Origin of the sequence: Pseudomonas asgharzadehiana (assembly GCF_019139815.1) — a bacterium.
In the GTDB taxonomy this organism is placed as follows: Bacteria; Pseudomonadota; Gammaproteobacteria; order Pseudomonadales; family Pseudomonadaceae; genus Aquipseudomonas; species Aquipseudomonas asgharzadehiana.
This window is the reverse complement of record NZ_CP077079.1, coordinates 4945872-4970908: the sequence shown is the minus strand read 5'-3', so window position 1 is coordinate 4970908 and position 25037 is coordinate 4945872. Positions and strand designations below refer to the sequence as shown.

Here is a 25037-nt window from a genome sequence, read left to right as displayed (position 1 = left end):
TTGGCGCAGTGCGTCGTCGCTGTAGAGCGTTCCGTCACCCATCTGGGTAAGGGAGCATTCCCGCAATGAACACTCCGGCAGGATTGCCGCGAAGAGTCCATCTGAATCCCTGCTGCAAGATGCCGCTACCGGCTATGCGTCCCAATACCGCGTCGAAGCCTACCGCGAATGCAATTGCTTCGATTGACGAGGGAACAAGCATCGGCGCGGCAAGCATGACCTTCCCAAAGTCTGAGGCGGGGACGGTGGCAGAGCCAGGCTTGGTACAGCTCCAGTTTTCAGCGACACAGGACTTGGCAAAGACCAAGTCTGTACGTTCCTTGGGGCGCGGCCATTCATCTTTTTTGATATAGGCCGCCGGCTCTGGCTCGCGGGGTGGATTAAACGCGGCCCATGAGGCACCACCGTTCGGAAGTTTCCGGCTCCATTCGTTGTCAAAAATGCTTTTCGGTGTGTCCTTTTCCATGACAAGTCTCTGTATCACTTGATGTCGAGTCGGGGAGATTGTCGTCCAAAAAGGATGACGGTCAATTTTGCTCGGTAACCTGAAGTTCCAGAGTGCGTTGAGCATGAGCCATATGACGCACAAAGCTCATGTAGCGCTTTTGTCCATTTCTGGGACGGAGTTGGGCGCATCTGTGGAATTTGAATCATCTGGATACGCGATAAGCAAAAGGTGAAAACGCGACAGGCTTTCGCCTGATATGTATACATCTTAATAATCAAACGCGATGAAGTAGTCGCTTTCTAAAAGAATAATCTCACGAGCGAAGTACGCTTAGATCAGTGGTAACCACCTCTGTCGCAGTTCAAACATGCCGTTATTGACGTCCTCGTTTATTGGCAGCCCGAGTTTGGAAATCACGGCGCAATCGTTTCCTAAGTCCGCAGGTTCATCCCTTTCGCTTAGCCACTTTTTGGTTCTGTCGAACCATTCCAATCTAACTTTTAGTCCCGTGTGGCCCCTATCTCGGAACTGGTCACTTACTACCAGTACATAACTCAGTATGGCCAAGACTCCTGATGGTGGAATGATATCTGATAGTCGTAGTTGTCTTGTTTTATCTCATGTTTGAAGTGAGGCTGTAGGACCGTTACCCACTTACTTGTGAGGTCATAAGAACCGTCAAAAATCTGATAGTCGCTTTCTAGCTCAAGCGAGGCGAGTATTGAATGGTTGTTTTCAAATATAGCTGATGGTTCTTCTCCAATTCCAAGCCCAGTATTTTTTTCAAACCATTCGAGTATTACTCTGAAACTCATAAACCTTTTTCCTCACGGGATTTTAGAGAGGAGCGTTCAGGCATGACGGGCTCACTTCCTTGTGTGGGGGAGTGAGCCTACGCGGGAGGAACAAGGGCCTGGAATCGGCATTTATTCGATGGGAAACGTGGGAAAAGTAGACGGAAAATTCAGCTTGTTTCGAATACATTTTTTCGAGAGCCATTCACCGGCTTTTTAAAATCACACCACTCATGTATTGATTCAAATCGCGAAAATCCTCAACGCTCCACGCATGCGGCGGTACGCGCACACCGTTTTCCTGCAATGTTTTTGGAATCAGGTTCCCATTGGGACGAAGGATCACCGAAGAGACAATCACGCCCGGATAATCAGCCAGGCGTTTTTTGAACGCGGCGGTTGTAAGGTCAGGTGTGGGCGGGCTGCTTTTCCTGGCCAATGGTCCCGTTGCCTTGAGGTCCGCTCCATGGCACATGGCGCATCGCTGGGAATAGAGATTCTTGCCGTTGGCACTATCGGCGAAGGCCTGCGCAGTTTGAATGAGTGATAAAGTGCCTAGCACAGCGATCAAGGGTATTTTCATTTTTACAGGTGGCCTTGTTGTCGATGTTGTTCCACGTTTGGCTTATCCGTTGCCTAAGGTCTTTGATTCATGCTGGTCATTTCCAACAACGTGCACCTGCCCGACGCCGAGATCGAGTTGACGGCCATCCGTGCGCAGGGCGCCGGCGGGCAGAACGTTAACAAGGTGTCGAGTGCGGTGCACCTGCGCTTTGATATTCCGGCGTCCTCGCTGCCCGAGTTCTACAAGGAACGCCTGCTGGCCCTGCGTGACAGTCGCATCACCAGTGACGGCGTGTTGATCCTCAAGGCCCAGCAATACCGGACCCAGGAGCAGAACCGTGCCGATGCGCTGGAGCGCCTGGTGGAGCTGATCCTCAGCGCCACCAAGGTGGAGAAAAAGCGCCGTCCGACCAAGCCCACCCTGGGCTCGAAAAAACGTCGCCTCGAATCCAAGACCAAGCGCGGCAGCATCAAGGCGGGGCGCGGCAAGGTCGACTTCTAGGCGTCGCGTGTTTCGCGGGCCTTGGGCGCCTGCCGGTACAGGTACACGCTCAGCAGCAAGCCACCCAAGGCGGCGAGAGCGGCGAACAGGAAGATCGACGCAAAACCGAAGCCTGCCGCTACGGCCCCGGCCAACGGGCCGGTGATTCCCAGGGACAGGTCGATAAACAGTGAGTAAGCCCCCACCGCCGAACCGCGGCTGGAGGCGGGCACCAGGTTGACGGCCTCGACCCCCAAGGCCGGGAACACCAGGGAAAACCCAAAGCCGCTCAACGCCGCGCCGGCCAACGCCAAGTTGGCATCCGGCGCCAGCCACAGTAACAGCAGGCCAAGGATCTCCACCGACAGGCAGGCGATCGCCACGCGAAAACCGCCGATGCGGTTGATCAAATTGCCGAACAGCAGGCGCGCGCCGATAAAGCTGGCGCCGAACAGGCTCAGCGCCCACACCGCGTTATCCCAGTGCTGGGTGGTGTAATACAGGGTGATGAAGGTGGCGATGGTGCCAAAGCCGATCGAACCCAAGGCCAGGGCGCAGCCGTGCGGGAGTACCCGGCCAAGGACATTCATGAACGGCAGGCGTACCCCGGCCACAATCGGCGCGGCGACCTTGTTCCACGCCAGCAACAAGCCCACCGCCGCCAGCAGGATAATGCTGACGCCCATGCTCCACAGCCCAAATTGTCTGACCAGCAACACCCCCAACGGTGCACCGACCGCCAGCGCCCCGTAACTGGCAATGCCATTCCACGAGATGACCTTGGCGGTGTTGGCCGCGCCTACCCGGCCGATGCCCCAGCCGATCGCGCCGGACCCCACCAGGCTTTCCGCGCTGCCCAGTACCAGGCGGCCGACCAACAGGCTGCCCAGGCTCAGCGCCGGCAGGCTTGAAAACCACGCCGCGAATAACATGAACACACCGCTCAGGCCACAGCCCGTCAAGCCGATCAGCACCGCACGCTTGCTGCCCAGGTTATCGATGATTTTGCCCGCATACGGCCGGCTCAACAGGGTCGCCAGGTATTGCACGCTGATCACCAGCCCGGCAATCACCGCGCCGTAGCCCAACTCGCTGTGGACATAGCCGGGCAACACGGCCAGGGGGATGCCGATATTCAGGTAGCCGATAAAGGTGAACAACACGATGGAAACAACTTGCAGCGTGACCGCCAAGGGGCGCTGGGTATCTGGCATGGGGAGAGGTCCACTGTCGCAGCAGGTAAAGATAGGCTGCTAATGATAGCGGTGCTTTGGCCCGAACAGGGTAGTAAAACGCAAAAACGTCAGGGGTCAGGGCTTGGCGGGTGCCAGCAACTGGGTAGTAACCAAGGCGGCCAGGGCGTTTTCCTGGGTGCCGAAGCGCTTGAGCAGTACGGCTTGCTTGTCGGCGCTGAGGCGGTTCCATACCTCGACCATCTGCAAGGCAGCATCGAGGACGGCGGTGTCCGGGGTGTCGGGGAGCGTGTCGGTCATGGCGGGTACCTCGGGTGATTCAGGCAGTGTGGAAAGCGCTCAAAGCTGCGCTTTCCACACGGTCTGGTACGGCGTCAGTCCTGGCGTTTGCTGTCGACTGGTTTGGCTTCTTTGGCCTCAGGCTGCTTTGGGCTGGCCTGCTGCGGTGTTGGCTGCTCAGTTTCGTGCAGGCTTGGGAAGGGGAGATTAGGTATCTCGTGCATCGTCGTCGCTCCTCGCAAAGTCTGTTTTTTCAATCGCAGGTGATTCCGCGCTCTCAAAAAGCCTTGGCAGGATACCGCACTGCAAATGACAAAAAGACTTTTATCTCCACCCGGCCTAGAACGGCACTTTGCCCAGAATCATGTCGCGATACATCACAAAATCCCCCAGCAAGCTGTAGAACGGGTGCTGAAACGTGGCCGGGCGGTTCTTTTCAAAGAAGAAATGGCCGACCCAGGCAAAGCTGTAGCCGGCGATCGGCAGCGCCAGCAGCAGGCCTAATGAGCCCCGGCCGATGGCATAGGCCAGAATGCCGATCACCAAGGTGGTGCCGATAAAGTGCAGGCGTCGGCAAGTGCTGTTGCCGTGTTCGCGCAGGTAGTACGGGTAAAATTCGGCAAAACTGTTGAATTGCTTGACGTTTTCCACGTGGCCGGCCCTTTGATTGTTGTGCCGCCCAACAGATGTTCGGCGGGGGGATTATTTGAGTCTAGAGTGATCAGTGGTAACAGCCAGTGACATTAAATGCCACTTTAGTATCCTTGACTTCCTGGCTGCCGTTTTGAGCCTGCTTTATTAAGAAGACGCCATGAGCGAACGAACAACTTCTGCAAGCTGGGCGATGGGGATAGTCAAGGCGCTGGAAATGGATGGCCTGGACTGCCGCACTCTGTTCACGCAACTGGGCCTGGATTACGCCGCCCTCAACGACCCCGACGCGCGATTCCCGCAGGATTCCATGACGCGCCTGTGGCAGCGCGCGGTCGAGTTGTCGGGCAACCCGGCGATCGGCCTGAACATGGGCAAGGTGGTGCGTCCGGCGTCGTTTCATGTAGCCGGCTACGCCTTGATGTCCAGTAACACGCTGGCCGAAGGCTTTATGCGACTGGTTCGCTACCAGCGGATCATCGCCGAAAGCGCCGACTTGAGTTTTCGCCTGTTGCCCGAAGGCTATGCGCTGATTCTGACGGTGCATGGCGACCATCTGCCGCCCACCCGGCAAAGCGCCGAAGCCTCGCTGGCCTGCGCATTGGCGCTGTGCGGCTGGCTGACCGGGCGCACCCTGCAACCGCGCAAAGTCATGTTGCAAGGCGAGCAACCGGTGGACCTGGCGCCCTACAAACAGGCATTTCACGCGCCGCTGCAATTCAACGCGGCCTACGACGCATTGATCTTCGAGCGCGCCGACATGGACGCGCCGTTGCCCACGGCCAACGAAGCCATGGCGCTGCTGCATGATCGGTTTGCCGGTGAATACCTGGCGCGTTTTTCCGAAAGCCGCGTGACCCACAAGGCGCGACAGGTTTTGTGCCGGTTGTTGCCTCAGGGCGAACCCAAGCGCGAAGTGGTGGCCCAGACGCTGCATCTGTCCCAGCGCACCTTGCAGCGGCGTTTGCAGGAGGAGGGCACCAGTTTCCAGACCCTGCTCGACGACACCCGCCGCGAACTGGCCGAGCAATACCTGGCGCAGCCAAGCATGACGTTGTTGGAGATCGCCTACCTGTTGGGGTTTGCCGACCCAAGCAACTTCTTTCGCGCGTTTCGCCGCTGGTTCGATACCACGCCCGGCGAGTACCGGGCGCGGTTGTCGACGATCAGTGACGCCAGAACGCCGGGATGCACAGAACAAAGACAGTGATGATTTCCAAGCGGCCCAGCAGCATGCCCAGCGACAGGATCCACTTGGCCGCATCCGGCAGGCTGGCGAAGTTGCCGGCCGGGCCGATGGTTTCGCCAAGCCCCGGGCCTACGCCGGATACGGTACTGGCGGCGCCGGTGAGCGCGGTCATCCAGTCCAGGCCCAGCAGCGATAGGGCCAGGGCGATGGCGCAGATGGTGATGGCGAAGAAAAACGAAAAGGTCAGGATCGAACGCACAATCTCTTCATCCAGACGGTGGCCGTTGTACTTCTGCTTGATGACCGCGCGCGGGTGAATCAGCTGGTTCAAGTTGGCCTTGAGCAGGATATAGGCGACCTGGAAGCGGAAGATCTTGATCCCGCCGGCCGTCGATCCCGAACAACCGCCGATAAAGCCCAGATAGAAGAACAGCATCAGTGAGAAGTTGCCCCACAGGCTGTAGTCCCCGAGTGCAAAACCGGTGGTCGTCACGACGGAGGTCACGTTCAGCGCCACATGGCGCAGGGCTTCCAGCCAATGCAGGTTGGTGGTCCACCAATACCAGGTGCCGAGCACCAGCCAGGTCACCACCAGCAAGCCGAGCAAGCCCTGAACCTGTTGGTCTTTTATCAGTGCCTTGCGGTTGCCACGCAAGGTGGCCACGTACAGGGTGAACGGCAGGCTGCCGAGGATCATCACCACCACCGCCACCCAGTGCACCGCCGGTTGTTTCCAGTGGGCCAGGGACTCGTCGGAGGTGGAAAACCCACCGGTGGAAATCGCCGACATCGCGTGGTTGATCGCATCGAACAAGCCCATGCCGGCCCACCAGAACGCCAGGCTGCCGAGGATGGTGATGCCCACGTAAGCCGCCACGATCAAGCGTGCCACCATGTGCGAACGCGGCATGACCTTTTCCGAGCGGTCCGAGGACTCGGTCTGGAACAGGCGCATGCCACCAATGCGCAGCAGCGGCAGGATCGCCACCGCCATGCCGATAAAGCCGATACCGCCCAGCCAGTGGAGCAACGAGCGCCATATCAGGATGCCCGGCGACATGCTGTCCAGCCCGCTCAATACCGTGGAGCCGGTGGCGGTGATGCCCGACATGCTTTCGAAGAACGAGTCGGTGTAGCTGATGTGCTGGGTCAGCAGAAACGGTAGCGCAGCGAACACGCAGACCACCAGCCAGCTTGTGACGGTCAGTAGGTACATGTCGCGGGGGCGCAGGTTGACGTGTTCGGGGCGGCCGGGGATCACCAGGGCCAGGCCGGCGACAAAGGTAATCATGCTGGCCCAGAGGAACGAGGGCAGGTCGCTGGTGCGTTCGAAAATCACCAGGGTCGCCATGGGCACGACCATGGCGATCGCGAGGGTGATCAGGAAGATGCCGATGATGAAACCGATGATACGTAGGGTCGGCAACGCCATGAAGTTCGCTCGATATAGGGCAGAGGCGCCATTCTACCTGGGGTGTGGGGCATGTAAACCGGGCCCTCCACATGGGTTTGCCGGTGGTGGTACTACTGTGGACAACAGGCATGAAAAAGGCGACCCGAAGGTCGCCTCGTTCAACGCACCACTGATCAGAACTCGTGATCAGCGCTGTCGGGGTTCAGGTCGCTGATGCCCAGCTTGCCTGCCGCGGCTTCGATCGAACCGGTCTGCTTGACCAGCGAGGCGATGGCGTCGCGCACGATCTGGTTGCCCGCGTCGTTGCCGGCCGCGATCAACTGGTCGTAGTGCTCACCCTTGTTGGCGTGGTCAACCATGACCTGGATCTTCGCTTCGGTCGCGGCCAGGTCGGCCTTCAACGCGGTGTCGGCGGCTGGGTCCACCTTGGCCACCAGGGACGACAGGCTGGCGCCGGTCAGTTTGGTGCCGTCAACACGGGTGTACTCGCCCAGGTAGACGTTGCGGATGCCCTTGGCGTCATAGAAGTGCGAGTAGTGGGTGTTGTCGCTGAAGCAGTCCTGCTCATCTTCCGGCGAGTTGGCTTCCAGGGACACTTTCATACGCTCGCCGGCCAGCTCGCCCAGGGACAGGCTGCCCATGCCGAACAGCATCTTGCGCAGGCCGTCGGTGGCAGGTTCTGCCTCCAGGGTGGCGCGGTAGTTATCGTCAACCTTGGGTTTCCAGTTGCCGACCATTTCTTGCAAGTCGCTGACCAGCAGTTGGGTCACGGCGCGCAGGTAGGTACGACGACGCTCGTTGTGACCGCCAGTGGCGCCGTCGCCGGTCAGGTAGTCCGACGCGGGACGGTTGCCGGCGCCTGGGCCGGTACCGTTCAGGTCCTGGCCCCAGAGCAGGAATTCGATGGCGTGGTAGCCAGTGGCGACGTTGGCCTCGGAACCGCCCAGCTCGTTGAGGCTGGCGAGTTTTTCCGGGGTGATTTCCTTCACGTCGACCTTGTCTTCGCCGACCTGGACTTGAGTGTTGGCGATGATGTTGGCGGTGGCGCCTGGGTTACCCAGGGCGTGCTCGTAGGACTTGTCGACATAGTCGATCAGGCCTTCGTCCAGGGGCCAGGCGTTCACCTGACCTTCCCAGTCATCAATGATGGTGTTGCCGAAGCGGAATACTTCGCTCTGCAGGTAAGGCACGCGCGCGGCAACCCAGGCAGCACGGGCGGCCTTGAGGGTTTCGTCGTTCGGCTTGGCGAGGAAGGCGTCGATGGCGGTCTGCAGGGTTTTCGCAGTGGCTTCGGCGTCGCTGTACACCGCGAACACCATGTCGGCGTAATGCGCGACCACGGCTTTGGCGGCGGCTTCGTCGACCTGGCCGGCAGGAGTGGCAGCCGCTGGAGCGGTAGTGCTGGCAGCCGGGGTCGGCGCCTGGTTGGCTGCGGGCTTGTCTTTACCTTCGCCGCAACCGGCGAGAGAAATGGCAATAGCCAGCAGACTGGCGGTGGCCAGGGGCATACGAATCATGGCGAACATCCTGCTTCGGTTGTTGATGGGACGCGCGGGGGAGCGCAAAAACTGCGACATAATGCGAAAGATTTGCATTTTGTGTAAAGGGGTACACGCGGGAAATATTCAGTATCGTATTGCCGCGTCAGAGAATGGCCGCGTTATTGCGCTCGGCCTGCTTCAAAAAAGCCGCCAGCTCGCGTGCCTGCAAGGGTTTGCTGTAGTAGTAGCCCTGACCTTCGTGGCAGCCCTCGGAAATGACGTAAGCCTCCTGTTCCGCAGTTTCCACGCCTTCGGCGATCACCTGCATGCCCAGGCTTTTACCCAGTTGGATAATGGCGCGCACGATGGTCGCATCGTCGTCATCGTCCAACAGGTCCTGGACGAAGCTCTTGTCGATCTTGATCTTGTCCAGCGGCAGGCTCTTGAGGTAGCTCAGGGACGAGTAGCCGGTGCCGAAGTCATCGATGGCGATCAACGCACCGGAGCGGCGCAGGCTCAACAGGTGCTGGGCGGCGGTGCTGATGTCTTCCATCAGGCCGGTCTCGGTGACTTCCAGCTCCAGGCTGCGCGGCGGCAGGCGGTAGATCTGCATCAGGTTGTTGACCACCCTCGGCAATTCGGAGTGGTGCAACTGCACGGTGGACAGGTTGACCGCCATGCGCAGGGCGGTGAAGCCCTGGTCGTGCCATTCGCGCAATTGGCGGCAGGCCTGGTCCAGCACCCATTCACCGATCGCAATAATGGTGCCGTTCTGCTCGGCCAGTGGGATGAACAGGTCCGGCGGTACCAGCCCATGCTCCGGGTGCTGCCAGCGAATCAGCGCTTCCACGCCCACCACGTGCTGATCGCGGTAGCTGATCTGCGGTTGGTACACCAAGTGAAACTGGTCGCGGCTCAACGCGTCGCGCAGGTCTTTCTCCAGTTCGCGGCGGCGGCGCATTTCGCTGTCGACGCTGGCGATATAGAACTGATAGCGGTTGCGCGAACGGCTCTTGGCCAGGGTCATGGTCTGTTCGGCCTTTTGCAGCAGCTTTTCGGTGCTGTCGCCGTCTTCGGGGAACAGGGTGATGCCGATAGTGGCGCGCAGACGGATCTGCTCGTGGTCGAGGGCGAATTCCGCTTCCAGGTCGTCGAGGATGCTTTGCGCCAGCTCGGCGGCTTCGTAAGGTTGGTCGATGTCGGCCTGCACCAGGGCGAACTGGTCGCCGCCCAGACGCGCGAGGGTCCCAAGGCGGCCACTATGGGCACGCAAGCGGTCGGCCAGGGCCAGCAGCAATTTGTCGCCGGCCTGGTAGGTGAACTGCTCGTTGATGCTTTTAAAGTCATCCAACCCTACACATAACACCGCCACCCGGCGTTGCCGGCGACCGGCATCGATCAGGATCTTGTCCAGTTGCTCCTGCAGCTTCTGGCGGTTGGGCAGACCGGTCAGGAAATCGTACTGGGCCATGCGCAACAGGCTGCTTTCGGCTTCGTGGCGCAGGTGGGTGTTGCGTTCGATGGATTCCAGCAACTGGTTGGCGGTGTTGATCCACAGCCCCAACTCGTTGTGCTCGTGCCCCTTGAGTTGCGGGATCTTATGCTCGCTGGGCCGATCCGGATTGATGGAGGTCAGGTGTTCGATTATCCGCGACAACGGTTTGGTCAGCAGCCAGTGATACACCAGGTACAGCACCAGGCCCATGGCCAGCGCGCGTAACACGCCGGAAATAAAGATGACCACCGAGCTGACAATAAAACCCTTGCCGTAGGTGGCGGTGTCGAGGGTCAGGCTCAGGTCGCCGTAATACTCGCTGTACGGGCCTTTGCCAACCAATGCAGTGGTGAAGGTGCGTTCCTGGCCAAGAATCAGGTCGGTCAGCCAGCGGCTGGGGGACTGCTGCAACGCGCGGCTTTTTTCCGCCAGCATGGTCTCGTTGGGATGGCCGATGGAGGCCATGCGCACGGCCTCGTCCTGAAACAGCCCTTCGATCACCTGCATGCCCATTTCGCGGTCCAGGCTGTAGACGGCCTGGGTCGAAGGGTCGCGAAACATGTCGAGGATGCGCTGGGCATCGCCGGCTACGGCCTGGCGTGTCTTATAAGCATCGAACACGATCTGCGCCACGCTCAGCGCCACGCCAACGATCAATGCCGAGAGCAGCACCACCCTTAGCAACTTCACCGACAAGCTGTTTTTGAGTTCCAGCTTCAAAGGGGCATTCCTTGTCTCATGCGGGTGGCCTTCAATATGCCATGAGTATTGGCAATCTGATGGCGGCCGTCAAAGGAACATTGGGGCGTGGGGTAACGGGAAGCGGTCGAATGCAGGTGGGGCAGGAAGAGGGCGGATAAAATCCGCCGCTCTCTGGTGTGGCGCGGGGCCCAAAGGGCGCGAACCTTTTGGCTATCCCGCCTGGCGGGACCCGCTGTTTTATGCGTTGTAACTGATCTGAACAGTGTTGCTCTGGTGCGTATCGGCGCCGATTTTGCCTGGGTCCTGATTGGCGCTCGTGCTTTTTGCGTCCACGATCTTCCCGAGCACATCCAAGCCTTTGCCCAGCAAATCCAGGCCTTGGCCGACGACTGGCATCACTGATGACAATGCCGACATACCCATCGATAACGGATCCATTGCGGAGTCTCCTACATGAACTGAGAGAGGTATTTCTCTCGTCGTCTGGGTGGCGAATTCGTTTCAGTGAGTTCCACACTTCCTGCACGGCGTGCATTTTCAAGCGCCCACAAAAAAGCCCGGCGATCGCCGGGCTCTTTCTACTGCACGCGTTGCTTAGGCAGTGAAGGTCTTGCCTTCGAACTGCTCAGCCACGAACTTCCAGTTGACCAGGTTCCAGAACGCTTCCACATACTTGGGACGCACGTTGCGGTAGTCGATGTAGTAGGCGTGTTCCCATACGTCGCAGGTCAGCAGCGGGGTGTCGCCGTTGGTCAGTGGGTTGCCGGCGCCGATGGTGCTGGCCAGGGCCAGGGAACCGTCAGCTTTTTTCACCAGCCAGCCCCAACCGGAACCGAAGGTGCCGACGGACGTCTTGGTGAATTCTTCCTTGAACTTGTCGAACGAACCGAACGCTGCGTTGATAGCTTCAGCCAGTGCGCCGGTAGGTTGGCCACCGGCGTTTGGCGCCAGGCAGTTCCAGTAGAAGGTGTGGTTCCAGACCTGAGCGGCGTTGTTGAAGATACCGCCCGAAGAGGATTTAACGATCTCTTCCAGGGTCTTGCCTTCGAACTCGGTGCCTGGCACCAGGTTGTTCAGGTTCACGACATAGGTGTTGTGGTGCTTGTCGTGGTGGTACTCCAAGGTTTCCTTGGAGATGTGCGGCTGCAGGGCATCGTGTGCGTAGGGCAGCGGCGGCAATTCGAAAGCCATGATAATTCTCCTAATCAGGTCAGTTGCGGTGAGCGCAAGGCCGATCACGGGCGGCCAAACAAGCGCCGGGGAGTTTGTACTCTTTGCGGCGCAGGGGCAGGATCATAGCACCGGGGGTGCGGCAAAACCACGCAACAACTGTGTGGGATAGAGGTTCCAGAGCCTTTTGGAATAAGTTCAAGGCGCGCTTATTAACTGATAGGCCACGCTGAACATCATCACGGCCACCAACAGATCCAGCAGCCGCCAGGTCGCCGGGCGTGCGAGCCAGGGCGCCAGCCATGCCGCGCCGAGTGCCAGCGTGGCGAACCACAGGAACGACGCGCTGGCCGCCCCCGCCACGTAAGCGCCCGGTTCGGTTTGTTGCGCGCCCAGGGAGCCGATCAGCAGCACGGTGTCCAGGTAGACATGGGGGTTGAGCAGGGTCACCGCCAGGGCACTGAGCAGCACGGCGCGCAATGAGCGGGTCTTGAGACTGGCGCCCTGGTCCAGGCTCTGTTTCGAACACGCCCTGCGTAGCGCGCACGTGCCGTACCACAACAGGAATGCCGCACCGCCCCAACGCGCCACGGCTAACAGTATCGGGCTCTGCGCCAGCACCGTCGCCAAGCCGAAAACCCCGGCAGCCACCAGCACGGCATCACAGATCACACACAGGGCAGCGACGGGCAGGTGATGCTCGCGGCGCAGGCTCTGAGCCAGGACAAACGCATTTTGCGTACCGATTGCCATGATCAGGCCAAGGGCCACCAGCAGTCCGTTCATATAGCTTTGCCACATAAATAAAGATCCTCAAGGCGATGCTGGTCATTCTCGGGGTCGAGGCTGTATAAGAAAAACCAATATTGCTGATCGCTCATTAGAGAAACTGATGTTCGACTATAAATTACTGTCTGCCCTCGCGGCCGTAGTGGAACAGGCTGGCTTCGAGCGCGGCGCCCAGGTGCTGGGGCTGTCGCAATCGGCGATCTCCCAGCGCATCAAGTTGCTGGAGGCGCGCGTCGGCCAGCCGGTGCTAGTGCGGGCCACGCCGCCGACGCCCACCGATATCGGCCGACGCCTGCTCAATCACGTGCAACAGGTGCGCTTGCTGGAACGTGACCTGCAAAGCCAGGTGCCGGCGCTGGATGAAGAGGGCATGCCCGAACGCCTGCGTATCGCCCTCAACGCCGACAGCCTGGCGACGTGGTGGGCCGAGGCGGTCAGCGAATTTTGCGCCGAGCAACATCTGTTGCTCGACTTGGTTGTTGAAGACCAGGCCGTCAGCCTCAAGCGGATGCGCGCCGGTGAAGTGGCGGCCTGCATTTGCGCCAGCGAACGCCCGGTAGCCGGAGCCCGCAGCCTGCTGCTCGGCGCCATGCGCTACCGCGCATTGGCCAGCCCGGCCTTTATTACCCGGCATTTCCCGCAAGGCGTGCGCGCCGATCAACTGGCGCGCACGCCCGCGCTGGTGTTTGGCCCGGACGATTTCCTGCAGCATCGCTACCTGGCATCCCTCGGGGTGGACGGTGGTTTCGAGCATCATTTATGCCCATCGTCCGAAGGCTTTATCCGGCTCACGGAGGCCGGGCTGGGCTGGGGGCTGGTGCCGGAATTGCAGGTGCGCCACCAGTTGGAAAAGGGCGTGTTAGTGGAGTTATTGCCCGATAAACCGATCGATGTGCCGTTGTACTGGCATCATTGGCGCAGCGGCGGGCAATTGTTGGGCCTGTTGACCGACCATCTGGCCCAGGCGTGTGGTCAATGGTTGGTGCCGTTGGACTGACAGCGGGCGTCAAGGCAACAGCAATGAAAAACGAAAGAACACGGGGTAACACATGAAGATTCTGGTCACCGGCGCAAGCGGCTTCATTGGCGGGCGCTTTGCGCGTTTCGCCCTGGAGCAGGGCCTGGACGTGCGGGTTAACGGGCGCCGCGCCGAGGGCGTGGAGCACCTGGTACGGCGCGGTGCCGAGTTTATCCAGGGTGACCTCAATGATGCCGACCTGGTGCGCGACCTGTGCCGCGATGTCGAAGCGGTGGTGCACTGCGCCGGTGCCGTGGGGCTGTGGGGGCGTTACCAGGATTTTCACCAGGGCAACGTGCTGGTCACCGAAAACGTCGTCGAGGCCTGCCTGAAACAGCGGGTTGGGCGCCTGGTACACCTGTCGTCGCCGTCGATCTATTTTGATGGTCGCGACCATCTGGGCCTGACTGAAGAACAAGTGCCCAAGCGCTTCAAGCATCCCTATGCGGCCACCAAGTACCTGGCTGAGCAGAAAGTGTTCGGTGCCCAGGAGTTCGGCCTTGAAGTGCTGGCCCTGCGCCCACGTTTTGTTACCGGCGCCGGCGATATGAGCATCTTCCCGCGCCTGCTTAAAATGCAGCGCAAGAACCGCCTGGCGATTGTCGGCGACGGTCTGAACAAGGTCGACTTCACCAGCATCCACAACCTCAATGAAGCACTGCTCAGCAGCTTGCTGGCCCCTGGCTCGGCGCTGGGCAGGGCCTACAACATCAGCAACGGCGCGCCGGTGCCGGTGTGGGATGTGGTGAACTACGTGATGCGCCAAATGGAGTTACCCCAGGTGACCCGTTATCGATCCTACGGCTTGTCCTACAGCGTGGCGGCGTTGAACGAAGCTTTCTGCGCCCTGTGGCCGGGGCGACCGGAGCCGGCGTTATCGCGCCTGGGCATGCAAGTCATGAACAAAGATTTCACCCTCGACATCAGCCGGGCCAGGCATTATCTGGACTACGAGCCCAAGGTCAGCCTGTGGGCCGCCCTCGACGAGTTCTGCGGTTGGTGGAAAGCCCAGGACCCGGGTGGCAAGTAAGGTCACACCAGGCAACACATCGGGAACCGAATGGGTGGTTCCCGGTCGATCAGTGCGATGGGACTGCGGTTTATACTCCCGTCGCCTGGCGTTCCCGCCAGCCATTTCAGCGATTCAGGGTTGATTCATGCGTAACGATGCCAACGACGACTTCGACAACGTTCCCAGCCTGCGGGCCGATCCAGGGGATGACGATGATTTCGAACCTTCCCCGGCCACTTCGGTGCGTTCGCGCAACACACCGGTAGTCAAGGTCAAGAGTGCCAGCACCGGCCCGTTGTGGGCATTGATCGGCGCGCTGCTGATCGCCTTTGCCGGCTTGGCCTGGTGGAGTTTCCAGCAGATCTCCCTGATGGGCCAGCAGTTGGTTGCCACCCAGGAAAGCTTTGCACGCATCAGCGAAGAAGCGGCGGGGCGCCTGCAGGACATTTCCGGCAGGGTCGTCGCCAGCCAAGCCAGCGTGAATAACGGCAGCGAAGCGCTGAAGTCGCAGATCAAACAGTTGGAAAGCCAGTTGCAGGAGCAGGGCAAGCAGCAACTCGGCGTCGCCGGCCAGGCCACCGAACTGGACAAGCGCCTGGCGCAAATGACCGCCAGCACCGCCGACCTCTCCACTGCCAACAGCAAGTTGCAAGGCCAGGTACAAGCCCTGACCGACGCCGTGGCCAGCCTCAAGGCCGCGCAAGGCGATGCCGGCAAGCGCGATGCCGAGATAAAGGAACTGGTGGCCGACGTTGCCGCCCTGAAGAAACAAGGCAACCCGAGCGCGGCCATTGCCCGCCTGGAGCAGGACCTCGTAGTGCTTAAAAGCGCACAGGACGCCCAGCCGGCCAACAGCGATGCACCCACCAATAAAGAGTTCGACGTCTTCCGCATCCAGACCACGCGCAATATCACTACCTTGCAGAGCCAGGTGCAGAACCTGCAGCAGCAGCTCAATACGCCGGCGAAGATCACCCCGCAGGCTCAATGACTAAAGCTGGCCAAAATGTGGGAGGGGGTTTGCTCCCACATTTGGATCATTGTCGAGAGTTGAATCACGCTCGCTTGTAGCATTGTCACTGCTTGGTGACATTTATGATCCCCTTCGTTACTTGCCCCTCTCACGCCCTTGTTTAGACTCCCGTCACCCCACCAAAAACAATAAGGGCCACCCATGACCACGCAACCACTGCCTGCCAGCAGTTGGCTGAATGCACCTGCCCATCACGCCTGGCTTGCCGCCGAAGGCCAGCGCCTGCTGTCATTCGCCAAGTCGTCCCGTCTGCCGGACGGGTTCGGCAACCTGGACGATAAAGGCCGCCTTGCGGCCAGTGCCCGCGCCGAAACCATGAACACCGCCCGCATGACCCACAGTTTCGCCATGGCCCATGCCATGGGGCTGCCGGGGTATGCCGAATGGGTTGAACACGGTGTGGCGGCCCTGCGTGGCCCTTTGCGCGATAGCGAGCACGGCGGTTGGTTCGCCGCGCCACACGCCCAGGATGGCAACACTGGCAAGGCGGCCTACCTGCATGCGTTCGTCGCCCTGGCGGCCAGCTCTGCGGTGGTGGCGGGGGCTCCCGGTGCGCAAACCCTGCTCAATGACGCCATTCACATCATCGACCAGTTCTTCTGGAGCGAGGAGGAGGGCGCGATGCTCGAATCGTTTGCCCAAGACTGGAGCGGTATCGAAGCCTATCGCGGCGCCAACAGCAATATGCACGCCACCGAAGCCTTTCTGGCGCTGGCGGATGTCACGGGTGACACGCGGTGGCTCGACCGCGCGTTGCGCATCGTTGAGCGGGTGATCCACCGTCATGCCGCCGACAACCAATTCATGGTGATCGAGCATTTCGACAGCCGCTGGCAACCCGTGCACGGTTACAACGAAGACAACCCCGCCGACGGCTTCCGCCCTTATGGCATCACCCCTGGCCACGGTTTCGAGTGGGCGCGCCTGGTGCTGCACCTGGAGGCTGCGCGCCTGCAGGCCGGCCTGGTCACGCCGGATTGGCTGGTCAGCGATGCCAAGGGGCTTTTCGCCAGTGCCTGCGAATACGCCTGGAGCGTGGACGGCGCCCCCGGCATCGTCTACACGCTGGACTGGCAGCATCAGCCGGTGGTGCGCGAGCGCCTGCATTGGACCCACGCCGAGGCCAGCGCCGCGGCCCAGGCCCTGCTCAAGCGTACCGGTGAGCTTCACTATGAAACCTGGTACCGACGCTTCTGGGAGTTTTGCGAGACCCATTTCATCGACCGCCGCCACGGCAGCTGGCACCACGAACTCAGCCCGCACAACCAGCCCAGCTGCAACATCTGGGGTGGCAAGCCGGACCTGTACCATGCCTGGCAAGCGGTAGTGCTGCCTGCACTGCCTTTGGCACCTAGCATGGCCAGCGCTTTAGGCGCTGGACGCTATGTCACCAGGTGGTGACATTTGTGCATCCCTTTGTTACCTGCGCTCAAAAAAACCATGTTTAAACTCCGTGCAGCGCAAGCTCCAGACTTGCATGCATAACAACAAGAAAAGGTATTCAGATGAACGCGATTAATCGCCTCGCCGTAGCTATTTCCGTTGCCTCGTTGTTCCCCCTCAGTGCATTTGCCGCCGACTCCAAAGGGACGGTTGAAGTTGTGCATTGGTGGACCTCGGGTGGCGAAAAAGCGGCTGTAGATGTCCTGAAGGCCCAAGTTGAGAAAGACGGCTTCACCTGGAAAGACGGTGCCGTCGCAGGTGGCGGCGGCGCCACGGCCATGACCGTGCTCAAAAGCCGCGCGGTCGCCGGCAACCCGCCAGGCGTGGCCCAGATCAAAGGCCCCGACATCCAGGAATGGGCGTCCACTGGCCTGCTCGACACCGACGTCCTGAAAGACGTGGCCAAAGAAGAAAAATGGGATTCCCTGCTCGACAAGAAAGTCTCCGACACCGTGAAGTACGAAGGTGACTACGTGGCCGTGCCGGTGAACATCCACCGCGTGAACTGGCTGTGGATCAACCCGGAAGTCTTCAAGAAAGCCGGCATCACCAAGAACCCCACCACCCTTGAAGAATTCTACGCAGCCGGCGACAAGCTGAAGAAAGCGGGCTTCATCGCGCTCGCCCACGGTGGCCAGCCATGGCAGGACAGCACTGTGTTCGAAGCGGTGGTTCTGTCGGTGATGGGCGCTGATGGCTACAAAAAAGCCCTGGTCGACCTGGATAACGGCGCTCTGACCGGTCCGGAAATGGTCAAGGCCCTTACTGAGCTGAAGAAAGTCGCGACCTACATGGACGTCGACGGCAAAGGCCAGGACTGGAACCTCGAAGCGGGCAAGGTCATCAACGGCAAGGCCGGCATGCAGATCATGGGTGACTGGGCCAAGTCCGAATGGACCGCCGCCAAGAAAGTCGCGGGCAAGGACTACGAGTGCGTAGCGTTCCCTGGCACCGACAAAGCCTTCACCTACAACATCGACTCCCTGGCGGTGTTCAAGCAGAAAGACAAAGGCACGGCTGCCGGTCAGCAGGACATCGCCAAAGTCGTGCTGGGTGAGAACTTCCAGAAAGTGTTCAGCATCAACAAGGGCTCGATCCCTGTGCGCAACGACATGCTGAACAAAATGGATTCCTACGGCTTTGACTCCTGTGCCCAGACCGCCGCCAAGGACTTCCTGGCAGACGCCAAGACCGGTGGCCTGCAGCCGAGCATGGCGCACAACATGGCCACCACCCTGGCTGTGCAAGGTGCGTTCTTTGACGTCGTGACCAACTACATCAACGACCCGAAAGCCGACCCGGCCGACACTGCCAAGAAACTGGGCGCTGCGATCAAGTCCGCCAAGTAACACCGTTGTAGGAACCCGGCTTTTGGAGTGAGGGAGCAAGCTCGCTCACCCCACGAGCCGGCCCCTGCAAGCTGTAGTCCTTTTTCTCTGTATTGGATTTTCCCATGAGTTCTGTTGCTGTGTTCAGCAAAGCCTCGCCGTTCGATGCACTGCAGCGCTGGCTACCCAAACTGGTGCTGGCGCCCAGCATGTTCATCGTGTTGGTGGGCTTCTACGGCTACATCCTGTGGACGTTCGTGTTGTCGTTCACCACCTCCACATTCCTGCCGAGTTACAAATGGGCGGGCCTTGCGCAATACGAGCGGTTGTTCGACAACGATCGCTGGTGGGTGGCGAGCAAGAACCTGGCGCTGTTTGGCGGCATGTTCATCGGCATCACCCTGGTGATCGGCGTGACGCTGGCGATTTTCCTCGACCAGAAAATCCGTCGCGAAGGCTTTATCCGCACCATTTACCTGTACCCGATGGCGCTCTCGATGATCGTCACCGGTACCGCCTGGAAATGGCTGCTCAACCCAGGCATGGGCCTGGACAAACTCCTGCGTGACTGGGGCTGGGAAGGTTTCCGCCTGGACTGGCTGATCGATCCGGACCGTGTCGTTTACTGCCTGGTGATCGCGGCTGTGTGGCAAGCCTCGGGTTTTATCATGGCAATGTTTCTCGCTGGCCTGCGTGGTGTTGATCAATCGATCATCCGTGCGGCCCAGATCGACGGCGCGAGCCTGCCGCGCATCTACTGGAGCGTGGTGCTGCCCAGCCTGCGTCCGGTGTTCTTCAGCGCGGTGATGATCCTGGCGCACATCGCCATCAAGAGCTTCGACCTGGTGGCGGCAATGACCGCCGGTGGCCCGGGCTACTCGTCCGACCTGCCTGCCATGTTCATGTACTCGTTCACCTTCAGCCGTGGCCAGATGGGCATGGGGTCGGCCAGTGCAATCCTGATGCTCGGTGCGATCCTCGCGATCATCGTGCCTTACCTCTACTCCGAGCTGAGGACCAAACGTAATGACTAGTCTCGCTTCCAAACCTGCCATCAGCCTGAGTCGCATCGCGATCTACGCGGTGCTGATTCTCGCGGTGCTGCTGTACCTGGTGCCGCTGGTGGTGATGTTGCTCACCAGCTTCAAGACCCCGGAAGACATCACCACCGGCAACCTGCTGAGCTGGCCGACCGTAGTCACCGGCATTGGCTGGATCAAGGCCTGGGATACGGTGGATGGTTACTTCTGGAACTCGATCAAGATCACCGTTCCGGCCGTGCTCATCTCCACCGCCATCGGTGCGCTGAATGGCTACGTGCTGTCGTTCTGGCGTTTCCGCGGTTCGCAGTTGTTCTTCGGCTTGCTGCTGTTCGGCTGCTTCCTGCCGTTCCAGACCGTACTGCTGCCGGCGTCGTTCACCCTCGGCAAGATGGGCCTGGCCAGCACCACCACGGGCCTGGTGTTTGTGCACGTCGTCTACGGCCTGGCGTTTACCACGCTGTTCTTCCGTAACTACTACGTGAGCATCCCGGATGCGCTGATCAAGGCGGCACGCCTGGACGGTGCGGGCTTTTTCACCATCTTCCGTCAGATCATTCTGCCGATGTCGACCCCGATCATCATGGTCTGCCTGATCTGGCAGTTCACCCAGATCTGGAACGACTTCCTGTTCGGTGTGGTGTTCTCCAGCGGCGACTCCCAGCCCATCACAGTGGCGCTGAACAACCTGGTCAACACCAGCACCGGGGCCAAGGAATATAACGTGGATATGGCGGCGGCGATGATCGCCGGGCTGCGGACCCTGCTGGTCTATGTGATCGCAGGCAAGTATTTCGTGCGCGGCCTCACGGCCGGCGCGGTCAAGGGGTAATCATGGCTACGCTTGAACTTCGCAATGTAAACAAGACCTATGGCGCCGGCCTGCCCGACACCTTGAAGAACATCGAACTGTCGATCAAGGAAGGCGAATTCCTGATCCTGGTCGGCCCATCGGGCTGTGGTAAATCCACGCTGATGAACTGCATCGCCGGCCTGGAGACTATCACCGGTGGCGCGATCATGATCGGCGACCAGGACGTGAGCGGCATGAGCCCCAAGGATCGTGACATCGCCATGGTGTTCCAGTCCTACGCGCTGTACCCGACCATGAGCGTGCGCGAGAACATCGAGTTCGGCCTCAAGATCCGCAAGATGCCGCAAGCCGACATCGACGCTGAAGTGGCGCGCGTGGCCAAGCTGCTGCAGATCGAGCACCTGCTCAATCGCAAGCCGGGCCAACTCTCCGGTGGTCAGCAACAGCGGGTGGCCATGGGCCGTGCGCTGGCGCGTCGCCCGAAGATCTACCTGTTCGACGAACCGCTGTCCAACCTCGACGCCAAGCTGCGCGTCGAGATGCGCACCGAAATGAAGCTGATGCACCAGCGCCTCAAGACCACCACGGTTTATGTGACCCACGACCAGATCGAGGCGATGACCCTGGGCGACAAAGTGGCGGTGATGAAGGACGGCATCATCCAACAATTCGGCACGCCGAAAGAAATTTACAACGACCCTGCTAACCTATTTGTGGCAAGCTTTATCGGTTCACCACCCATGAACTTCGTTCCCATGCGCCTAAAACGCAAAGACGGTCATTTGGTTGCGCTGCTCGACAGCGGCCAGGCCCGTTGCGAATTGCCGCTGAGCATGAACGACACGGGCCTGGAAGACCGCGATGTGATCCTGGGCCTGCGCCCGGAGCAAATCGTGCTGGCGACGGGGGAAGGCAATGGGTCGTCGAGCATTCGTGCCGAAGTCCAGGTCACCGAGCCCACCGGCCCGGACACCCTGGTGTTCGTGCAGCTCAATGACACCAAGGTGTGCTGCCGTCTTGCACCGGACGTAGCACCCCAAGTGGGGGAGACGCTGACCCTGCAATTCGACCCGGCCAAGGTCTTGTTGTTCGACGCCAACACCGGCGAGCGCCTGGGCACCGCTTCTTCATTGCCCGCACAGGGGCATGCCGACAATGTGGCCCAATTCAAGGGTCGCTGAAGCAGGTAACGTATTGTTTTAATTGAAAAAAATGTAACCCGCGTTAGATAAAAACAGTTTAATAACAATAAAGACGAGGATGTAGGGATGAAAAAGCAACACAACAACACCCGGCTGATCTGCCAATTGTCAGCGGCAGCAGCCCTGGTATTGTCCGCCAATGCGATGGCGGCCGATGCATTCAGCGCCGATTCCAAGTGGATGACCGGCGATTGGGGCGGCGAACGTACCAAGCTGATCGAGCAAGGTATCGACATCAAGGCTGACTACGTAGGGGAGATGGGCTACAACGCCCACGGTGGCTTCAACGACGACAAGACCGGTCGCTACTCCGACCAGTTCGGTCTGGGCGTGGCACTGGACCTGCAAAAACTGTGGGGCTGGGACAACACCCAAGCCAAGATCCAGTTCACCAACCGTAATGGCCAGAACATTTCCAACGACCGCATTGGCGACCCGCGTGCCGGCACGCTGAGTTCGTCCATGGAAGTCTACGGTCGTGGCCACATGGTGCGTCTGACCCAGTTCTGGATCCAGCACCAGATGTTCGACAACAAACTGGATGTGAAACTCGGTTACTTCGGTGAAGGCGAAGACTTCAACACCTTCCCGTGCGACTTCCAGAACCTGTCGTTCTGCGGCTCCCAGGTCGGTAACTACGTGAACACCTGGTACAACTGGCCGGTCAGCCAGGCGGCGATCCGCGTGAAGTACAACATCACGCCAGAGCTGTATGCGCAAATCGGTGCCTACAACCAGAACCCATCGCAGCTGGAACACGGCAACGGCTTCAAGCTCAGCGGCAGCGGCACCAAGGGCACCGTGATTCCGGTGGAATTGGTCTGGTCGCCGAAGGTTAATAACCTGCCGGGCGAATACCGTGTGGGTTACTACAAGAGCGCGGCCGATGCTCCGGATGTACGTGAAGACGTCAACGGCGGCAATGCTGTCCTCACTGGCGCAGACTTCCGTACCCGCAGCAGCAAGAAAGGCTACTGGTTCGTTGCCCAACAGCAACTCACCACGCATAACGGCGACGCTTCCCGTGGTCTGAACATCGCGGCCAACGCGACCTTCCACGACAAGGAAACCAACCTGGTCGACAACTATCAGTCGCTCATGCTGGTGTACAAAGGCCCATTCGATGCGCGTCCAAAAGACGACGTCGGCATTGGCGCCGCGCGCCTGCACGTCAACAACGACGTGAAGAAAAACGCCGAACTGCTCAATGCCGCCAATGGTGTCAGCGATTACGACAACCCGTTGTACACGCCGATCCGCGAAACCGAATACAACTTCGAAATCAACTACGGCTTCCACGTTACCAACTGGCTGACCGTGCGTCCCAACCTGCAGTACGTCGTGCAACCTGGCGGCGTGGATAAAGTCGACAACGCGTTGGTGGCTGGCCTGAAAATCCAGTCTACGTTCTAACGCTGTTGCGATAAGCTCCTTCTCTCTGTGCGCATTTTGCGGGTAGCCATGGCTATCCGCTTTTTTTTGGGTGGCACTGTGAAGATATTCAGGACCGTGGCACATGCATGAGCAACCGCTGCAACGCTTTTTCAAATCCCTGCGCGAGCGTCCGGTGTTTGCCTGGGAGCGCTTTCAGATGCGCGACGTGTTGGTGATCGACCATCCGCTGTGCCAGGCGGTGTTCAGTCGTCAGGGCGCGCAACTGCTGCATTTTCAGCCCCGTGGCCAGAAACCATGGCTGTGGTGCGCGGCCAAGTGGCCGCAAGTCGGTGCCATACGGGGTGGCGTGCCGGTGTGCTGGCCGTGGTATGGCCGCCACCCCAGCGAGAATGCCTGGCCGTCCCATGGTTGGGCGCGCTTGATCGACTGGAAACTGCTCGACAGCAGCACCGACGACGAAGGCGTGCGCCTGCACTGGCAATTGCAGCTGTGCGATTGGCAGGTGGACTTGCATGCGCACCTGGGCGAAACCCTGGAGCTGCGCCTGAGCACCGAGCATCAGGACGAGTTGCCGTGCCAGTTGAGCCATGCTTTGCACGCTTACTGGCGTATTGGTCACGTCGACGAGATAGCGCTGTCTGGGCTCGACGGCGCTCAAGGTTATGACCAGCTCAATCGTCAGGCTTGCCAGCAGGAAGGCGAATTGCGGGTGGACGGTGGGTGCCAGCGGGTATTCCAGCATGAGGGTGAGTTACACCTCAAGGACCACGCCTGGCAGCGCGAACTGTGTATCGACACCGGCGACAGCGCTGACACCGTGGTATGGCATCCTGGCAGCCGGCCGCTGTTGGGCGTCAGTTTCAACGAGGCGTCGGGGTTTGTGTGCGTGGAGTCGGCGATGGCCGGTGCCAGTTTGGCGCCGGGGGAGAGGGCGCACCTGAGTTTGCAGGCGAGAGCGGGGGTTTAGCGGTGCGACGATTCGACTTGCCCCCGATAGGGCCAGTGAAGCCAACACACAGGCCGGCTTAGTTGAACTCATCCCCAACCGGATACCGGCTGTCATTCAAACTCTCTTTGATCTTGCGCAAATGCGGCTGGAAATCCACCCCGCGACGCAAGGTCATGCCGGTGGCCAGCACGTCCAGTACCGTCAGCTGGATGATCCGCGAAGTCATCGGCATGTAGATGTCGGTGTCTTCCGGCAACGGAATATTCAGGCTCACTGTACTGGCCTTGGCCAGCGGCGAGTTCTCGGCGGTCACGCCCAGCACGGAGGCACCGTTTTCGCGGGCGATACGGGCTACTTCCACCAGTTCACGCGTACGCCCGGTGTAGGAAATAATCACGAACAGCTCGCCGGTATGCGCCACCGACGCGATCATGCGCTGCATCAGCACGTCGGCATGGGCGGTGACCGACAGGTTGAAGCGGAAGAATTTGTGCAAGGCATCCATCGCCACCGGGGCTGAAGCGCCCAGGCCGAAGAAGTGGATCTGCCGCGCCTGGATCAACAGGTCCACGGCCTTGCTGATAAGGGCGGGGTCCAGCGCCTGGCAGGCACTGTCCAGGGAGGCGATGGCGCTGCCGAAGATCTTCTGGGTATAGGCCTCAGGGTTATCATCGGCCTCCACGGCGCGGCTGACATAGGCCGCGCCACTGGCCAGGCTTTGCGCCAGTTGCAATTTGAGTTCAGGGTAACCGCTGACGCCGAACGAACGGCAGAAACGGTTGACCGTCGGTTCACTGACCGACGCGGCTTGGGCGAGAGCGGCGATAGAGAAGCGGGTCGCCTGCTGCGGGTTGAGCAGGATGACCTCGGCGACTTTTTTCTCGGCCTTGTTCAATTCTTCGAGGCGGTTCCGGATCTGTTCCAGAAGATTTCGCACGCGGTCCATTCAGTCTTTCCTTCGGGCGACGATGCAAATAAAGGGCGGCAGCCAATCGACGAGTGGCTTTTCGCGGTGGCCTATCCTACTGAGGGTAGCTGAACACCACCACTCGGAATGCGCATTTCGGCAAAATGTTGTGGTTATTACTACATTTTTCCTTGAGTGATACCTTGAAAAAAGGTATTTGTAGCTTAACTTGATAAAAGAACAAAC

The 25037-nt window shown here is 59.9% G+C and carries 26 protein-coding genes; 12 read left to right on the top strand and 14 right to left on the bottom strand.

Annotated elements, in window-relative coordinates:
- Positions 1-34: 34 nt before the first annotated feature.
- The 4 genes from KSS96_RS22550 to KSS96_RS22535 form a co-directional block, all read right to left on the bottom strand.
- Complete coding sequence (locus tag KSS96_RS22550; RefSeq protein WP_068937283.1) at positions 35-466, bottom strand: hypothetical protein; 432 nt, start codon at positions 464-466, stop codon at positions 35-37.
- 312 nt (positions 467-778) lie between these two features.
- Positions 779-1015: a colicin E3-like toxin immunity protein gene (locus KSS96_RS28065; RefSeq protein ID WP_262984022.1), complete on the bottom strand. Its 237-nt coding sequence runs from the start codon at positions 1013-1015 to the stop codon at positions 779-781.
- Complete coding sequence (locus KSS96_RS22540; RefSeq protein WP_068937284.1) at positions 1003-1263, bottom strand: colicin E3-like toxin immunity protein; 261 nt, start codon at positions 1261-1263, stop codon at positions 1003-1005. Before KSS96_RS22540 ends, KSS96_RS28065 begins: the two co-directional genes overlap by 13 nt.
- Before the next feature lie 184 nt (positions 1264-1447).
- Positions 1448-1825 carry a c-type cytochrome gene (locus KSS96_RS22535; protein WP_068937285.1) on the bottom strand — a complete coding sequence of 126 codons (378 nt, stop codon included), beginning with the start codon at positions 1823-1825 and terminating at the stop codon, positions 1448-1450.
- A 69-nt stretch (positions 1826-1894) separates the two neighbouring features.
- Here KSS96_RS22535 and arfB point away from each other — a divergent pair, with 69 nt between their 5' ends.
- Positions 1895-2308: an alternative ribosome rescue aminoacyl-tRNA hydrolase ArfB gene (gene arfB, locus KSS96_RS22530; RefSeq protein WP_017529168.1), complete on the top strand. Its 414-nt coding sequence runs from the start codon at positions 1895-1897 to the stop codon at positions 2306-2308.
- On the opposite strand, the gene KSS96_RS22525 is transcribed toward arfB, so the two are convergent.
- The 3 genes from KSS96_RS22525 to KSS96_RS22515 all read right to left on the bottom strand — a co-directional run bounded on the left by KSS96_RS22525 (position 2305) and on the right by KSS96_RS22515 (position 4410).
- The gene (locus KSS96_RS22525; protein ID WP_017529167.1) at positions 2305-3501 is read right to left on the bottom strand and encodes an MFS transporter; all 1197 of its coding nucleotides are present in this window, start codon (positions 3499-3501) and stop codon (positions 2305-2307) included. The two genes, arfB and KSS96_RS22525, sit on opposite strands and share 4 nt — an antisense overlap.
- A 96-nt stretch (positions 3502-3597) precedes the next feature.
- Entirely contained in the window at positions 3598-3780 is a 183-nt protein-coding gene (locus KSS96_RS22520; RefSeq protein ID WP_017529166.1) for a hypothetical protein, read from the bottom strand.
- A 318-nt stretch (positions 3781-4098) separates the two neighbouring features.
- On the bottom strand, positions 4099-4410 hold the full coding sequence (locus KSS96_RS22515; protein WP_065876690.1) for an Mpo1-like protein: 312 nt from the start codon (positions 4408-4410) through the stop codon (positions 4099-4101).
- Between the two features lie 160 nt (positions 4411-4570).
- Here KSS96_RS22515 and KSS96_RS22510 point away from each other — a divergent pair, with 160 nt between their 5' ends.
- Positions 4571-5620: an AraC family transcriptional regulator gene (locus KSS96_RS22510; protein WP_065876691.1), complete on the top strand. Its 1050-nt coding sequence runs from the start codon at positions 4571-4573 to the stop codon at positions 5618-5620.
- Here the strand turns inward: KSS96_RS22510 and KSS96_RS22505 are convergent.
- The 6 genes from KSS96_RS22505 to KSS96_RS22480 form a co-directional block, all read right to left on the bottom strand.
- A complete protein-coding gene (locus KSS96_RS22505) occupies positions 5577-7031 on the bottom strand; it encodes a TrkH family potassium uptake protein (protein ID WP_017529162.1) in 1455 nt (484 codons plus the stop codon). The two genes, KSS96_RS22510 and KSS96_RS22505, sit on opposite strands and share 44 nt — an antisense overlap.
- A gap of 155 nt (positions 7032-7186) precedes the next feature.
- The gene (locus KSS96_RS22500; RefSeq protein WP_017529161.1) at positions 7187-8530 is read right to left on the bottom strand and encodes an imelysin family protein; all 1344 of its coding nucleotides are present in this window, start codon (positions 8528-8530) and stop codon (positions 7187-7189) included.
- A gap of 127 nt (positions 8531-8657) precedes the next feature.
- Entirely contained in the window at positions 8658-10709 is a 2052-nt protein-coding gene (locus tag KSS96_RS22495; protein ID WP_017529160.1) for a putative bifunctional diguanylate cyclase/phosphodiesterase, read from the bottom strand.
- A gap of 219 nt (positions 10710-10928) precedes the next feature.
- Complete coding sequence (locus tag KSS96_RS22490; RefSeq protein WP_017529159.1) at positions 10929-11129, bottom strand: hypothetical protein; 201 nt, start codon at positions 11127-11129, stop codon at positions 10929-10931.
- 156 nt (positions 11130-11285) lie between these two features.
- Positions 11286-11882, bottom strand: coding sequence for a superoxide dismutase (locus KSS96_RS22485; protein ID WP_003175739.1), 597 nt, complete (start codon positions 11880-11882; stop codon positions 11286-11288).
- A gap of 177 nt (positions 11883-12059) precedes the next feature.
- Entirely contained in the window at positions 12060-12662 is a 603-nt protein-coding gene (locus KSS96_RS22480) for a LysE/ArgO family amino acid transporter (protein ID WP_017529158.1), read from the bottom strand.
- 91 nt (positions 12663-12753) lie between these two features.
- Here KSS96_RS22480 and KSS96_RS22475 point away from each other — a divergent pair, with 91 nt between their 5' ends.
- From KSS96_RS22475 to KSS96_RS22430, 10 genes are all read left to right on the top strand, one after another.
- Complete coding sequence (locus KSS96_RS22475; RefSeq protein ID WP_017529157.1) at positions 12754-13647, top strand: LysR family transcriptional regulator ArgP; 894 nt, start codon at positions 12754-12756, stop codon at positions 13645-13647.
- A 52-nt stretch (positions 13648-13699) separates the two neighbouring features.
- Positions 13700-14698 (top strand): NAD-dependent epimerase/dehydratase family protein, encoded by a 999-nt coding sequence (locus KSS96_RS22470; RefSeq protein ID WP_017529156.1) that lies wholly within the window; start codon positions 13700-13702, stop codon positions 14696-14698.
- Between the two features lie 127 nt (positions 14699-14825).
- Positions 14826-15671 (top strand): ATPase, encoded by an 846-nt coding sequence (locus KSS96_RS22465; protein WP_065876693.1) that lies wholly within the window; start codon positions 14826-14828, stop codon positions 15669-15671.
- Between the two features lie 183 nt (positions 15672-15854).
- Positions 15855-17114, top strand: a complete 1260-nt coding sequence (locus tag KSS96_RS22460; RefSeq protein ID WP_065876694.1) for a D-mannose isomerase — start codon at positions 15855-15857, stop codon at positions 17112-17114.
- Positions 17115-17218: 104 nt separating this feature from the next.
- Complete coding sequence (locus tag KSS96_RS22455; protein WP_017529153.1) at positions 17219-18505, top strand: ABC transporter substrate-binding protein; 1287 nt, start codon at positions 17219-17221, stop codon at positions 18503-18505.
- A gap of 104 nt (positions 18506-18609) precedes the next feature.
- Entirely contained in the window at positions 18610-19518 is a 909-nt protein-coding gene (locus KSS96_RS22450) for a carbohydrate ABC transporter permease (protein ID WP_003175732.1), read from the top strand.
- Positions 19511-20356, top strand: coding sequence for a carbohydrate ABC transporter permease (locus KSS96_RS22445; protein ID WP_217855335.1), 846 nt, complete (start codon positions 19511-19513; stop codon positions 20354-20356). The genes KSS96_RS22450 and KSS96_RS22445 overlap by 8 nt, the downstream gene beginning before the upstream one ends.
- Positions 20357-20358: 2 nt before the next feature.
- The gene (locus tag KSS96_RS22440; protein WP_003175730.1) at positions 20359-21519 is read left to right on the top strand and encodes an ABC transporter ATP-binding protein; all 1161 of its coding nucleotides are present in this window, start codon (positions 20359-20361) and stop codon (positions 21517-21519) included.
- Between the two features lie 87 nt (positions 21520-21606).
- The gene (locus tag KSS96_RS22435; RefSeq protein WP_017529152.1) at positions 21607-22953 is read left to right on the top strand and encodes a carbohydrate porin; all 1347 of its coding nucleotides are present in this window, start codon (positions 21607-21609) and stop codon (positions 22951-22953) included.
- A 103-nt stretch (positions 22954-23056) separates the two neighbouring features.
- Positions 23057-23902, top strand: a complete 846-nt coding sequence (locus KSS96_RS22430) for a D-hexose-6-phosphate mutarotase (RefSeq protein ID WP_065876696.1) — start codon at positions 23057-23059, stop codon at positions 23900-23902.
- A 58-nt stretch (positions 23903-23960) separates the two neighbouring features.
- Here KSS96_RS22430 and KSS96_RS22425 read toward each other — a convergent pair whose 3' ends face one another.
- The gene (locus tag KSS96_RS22425) at positions 23961-24821 is read right to left on the bottom strand and encodes a MurR/RpiR family transcriptional regulator (RefSeq protein WP_169875662.1); all 861 of its coding nucleotides are present in this window, start codon (positions 24819-24821) and stop codon (positions 23961-23963) included.
- Positions 24822-25037: the final 216 nt, after the last annotated feature.

What these genes read in the sequence shown, in the direction of transcription:
- KSS96_RS22525 (WP_017529167.1), bottom strand. Translation starts at nt 3,501, where the DNA reads ATGCCAGATACCCAGCGCCCCTTGGCGGTCACGCTGCAAGTTGTTTCC.
- KSS96_RS22460 (WP_065876694.1), top strand. Translation starts at nt 15,855, where the DNA reads ATGACCACGCAACCACTGCCTGCCAGCAGTTGGCTGAATGCACCTGCC.
- KSS96_RS22430 (WP_065876696.1), top strand. Translation starts at nt 23,057, where the DNA reads ATGCATGAGCAACCGCTGCAACGCTTTTTCAAATCCCTGCGCGAGCGT.
- KSS96_RS22490 (WP_017529159.1), bottom strand. Translation starts at nt 11,129, where the DNA reads ATGGATCCGTTATCGATGGGTATGTCGGCATTGTCATCAGTGATGCCA.
- KSS96_RS22520 (WP_017529166.1), bottom strand. Translation starts at nt 3,780, where the DNA reads ATGACCGACACGCTCCCCGACACCCCGGACACCGCCGTCCTCGATGCT.
- KSS96_RS22470 (WP_017529156.1), top strand. Translation starts at nt 13,700, where the DNA reads ATGAAGATTCTGGTCACCGGCGCAAGCGGCTTCATTGGCGGGCGCTTT.
- KSS96_RS22455 (WP_017529153.1), top strand. Translation starts at nt 17,219, where the DNA reads ATGAACGCGATTAATCGCCTCGCCGTAGCTATTTCCGTTGCCTCGTTG.
- KSS96_RS22500 (WP_017529161.1), bottom strand. Translation starts at nt 8,530, where the DNA reads ATGATTCGTATGCCCCTGGCCACCGCCAGTCTGCTGGCTATTGCCATT.
- KSS96_RS22465 (WP_065876693.1), top strand. Translation starts at nt 14,826, where the DNA reads ATGCGTAACGATGCCAACGACGACTTCGACAACGTTCCCAGCCTGCGG.
- KSS96_RS22475 (WP_017529157.1), top strand. Translation starts at nt 12,754, where the DNA reads ATGTTCGACTATAAATTACTGTCTGCCCTCGCGGCCGTAGTGGAACAG.
- KSS96_RS22480 (WP_017529158.1), bottom strand. Translation starts at nt 12,662, where the DNA reads ATGTGGCAAAGCTATATGAACGGACTGCTGGTGGCCCTTGGCCTGATC.
- KSS96_RS22535 (WP_068937285.1), bottom strand. Translation starts at nt 1,825, where the DNA reads ATGAAAATACCCTTGATCGCTGTGCTAGGCACTTTATCACTCATTCAA.
- KSS96_RS22485 (WP_003175739.1), bottom strand. Translation starts at nt 11,882, where the DNA reads ATGGCTTTCGAATTGCCGCCGCTGCCCTACGCACACGATGCCCTGCAG.
- KSS96_RS22450 (WP_003175732.1), top strand. Translation starts at nt 18,610, where the DNA reads ATGAGTTCTGTTGCTGTGTTCAGCAAAGCCTCGCCGTTCGATGCACTG.
- KSS96_RS22505 (WP_017529162.1), bottom strand. Translation starts at nt 7,031, where the DNA reads ATGGCGTTGCCGACCCTACGTATCATCGGTTTCATCATCGGCATCTTC.
- KSS96_RS22540 (WP_068937284.1), bottom strand. Translation starts at nt 1,263, where the DNA reads ATGAGTTTCAGAGTAATACTCGAATGGTTTGAAAAAAATACTGGGCTT.
- KSS96_RS22440 (WP_003175730.1), top strand. Translation starts at nt 20,359, where the DNA reads ATGGCTACGCTTGAACTTCGCAATGTAAACAAGACCTATGGCGCCGGC.
- KSS96_RS22550 (WP_068937283.1), bottom strand. Translation starts at nt 466, where the DNA reads ATGGAAAAGGACACACCGAAAAGCATTTTTGACAACGAATGGAGCCGG.
- arfB (WP_017529168.1), top strand. Translation starts at nt 1,895, where the DNA reads ATGCTGGTCATTTCCAACAACGTGCACCTGCCCGACGCCGAGATCGAG.
- KSS96_RS22435 (WP_017529152.1), top strand. Translation starts at nt 21,607, where the DNA reads ATGAAAAAGCAACACAACAACACCCGGCTGATCTGCCAATTGTCAGCG.
- KSS96_RS22510 (WP_065876691.1), top strand. Translation starts at nt 4,571, where the DNA reads ATGAGCGAACGAACAACTTCTGCAAGCTGGGCGATGGGGATAGTCAAG.
- KSS96_RS22445 (WP_217855335.1), top strand. Translation starts at nt 19,511, where the DNA reads ATGACTAGTCTCGCTTCCAAACCTGCCATCAGCCTGAGTCGCATCGCG.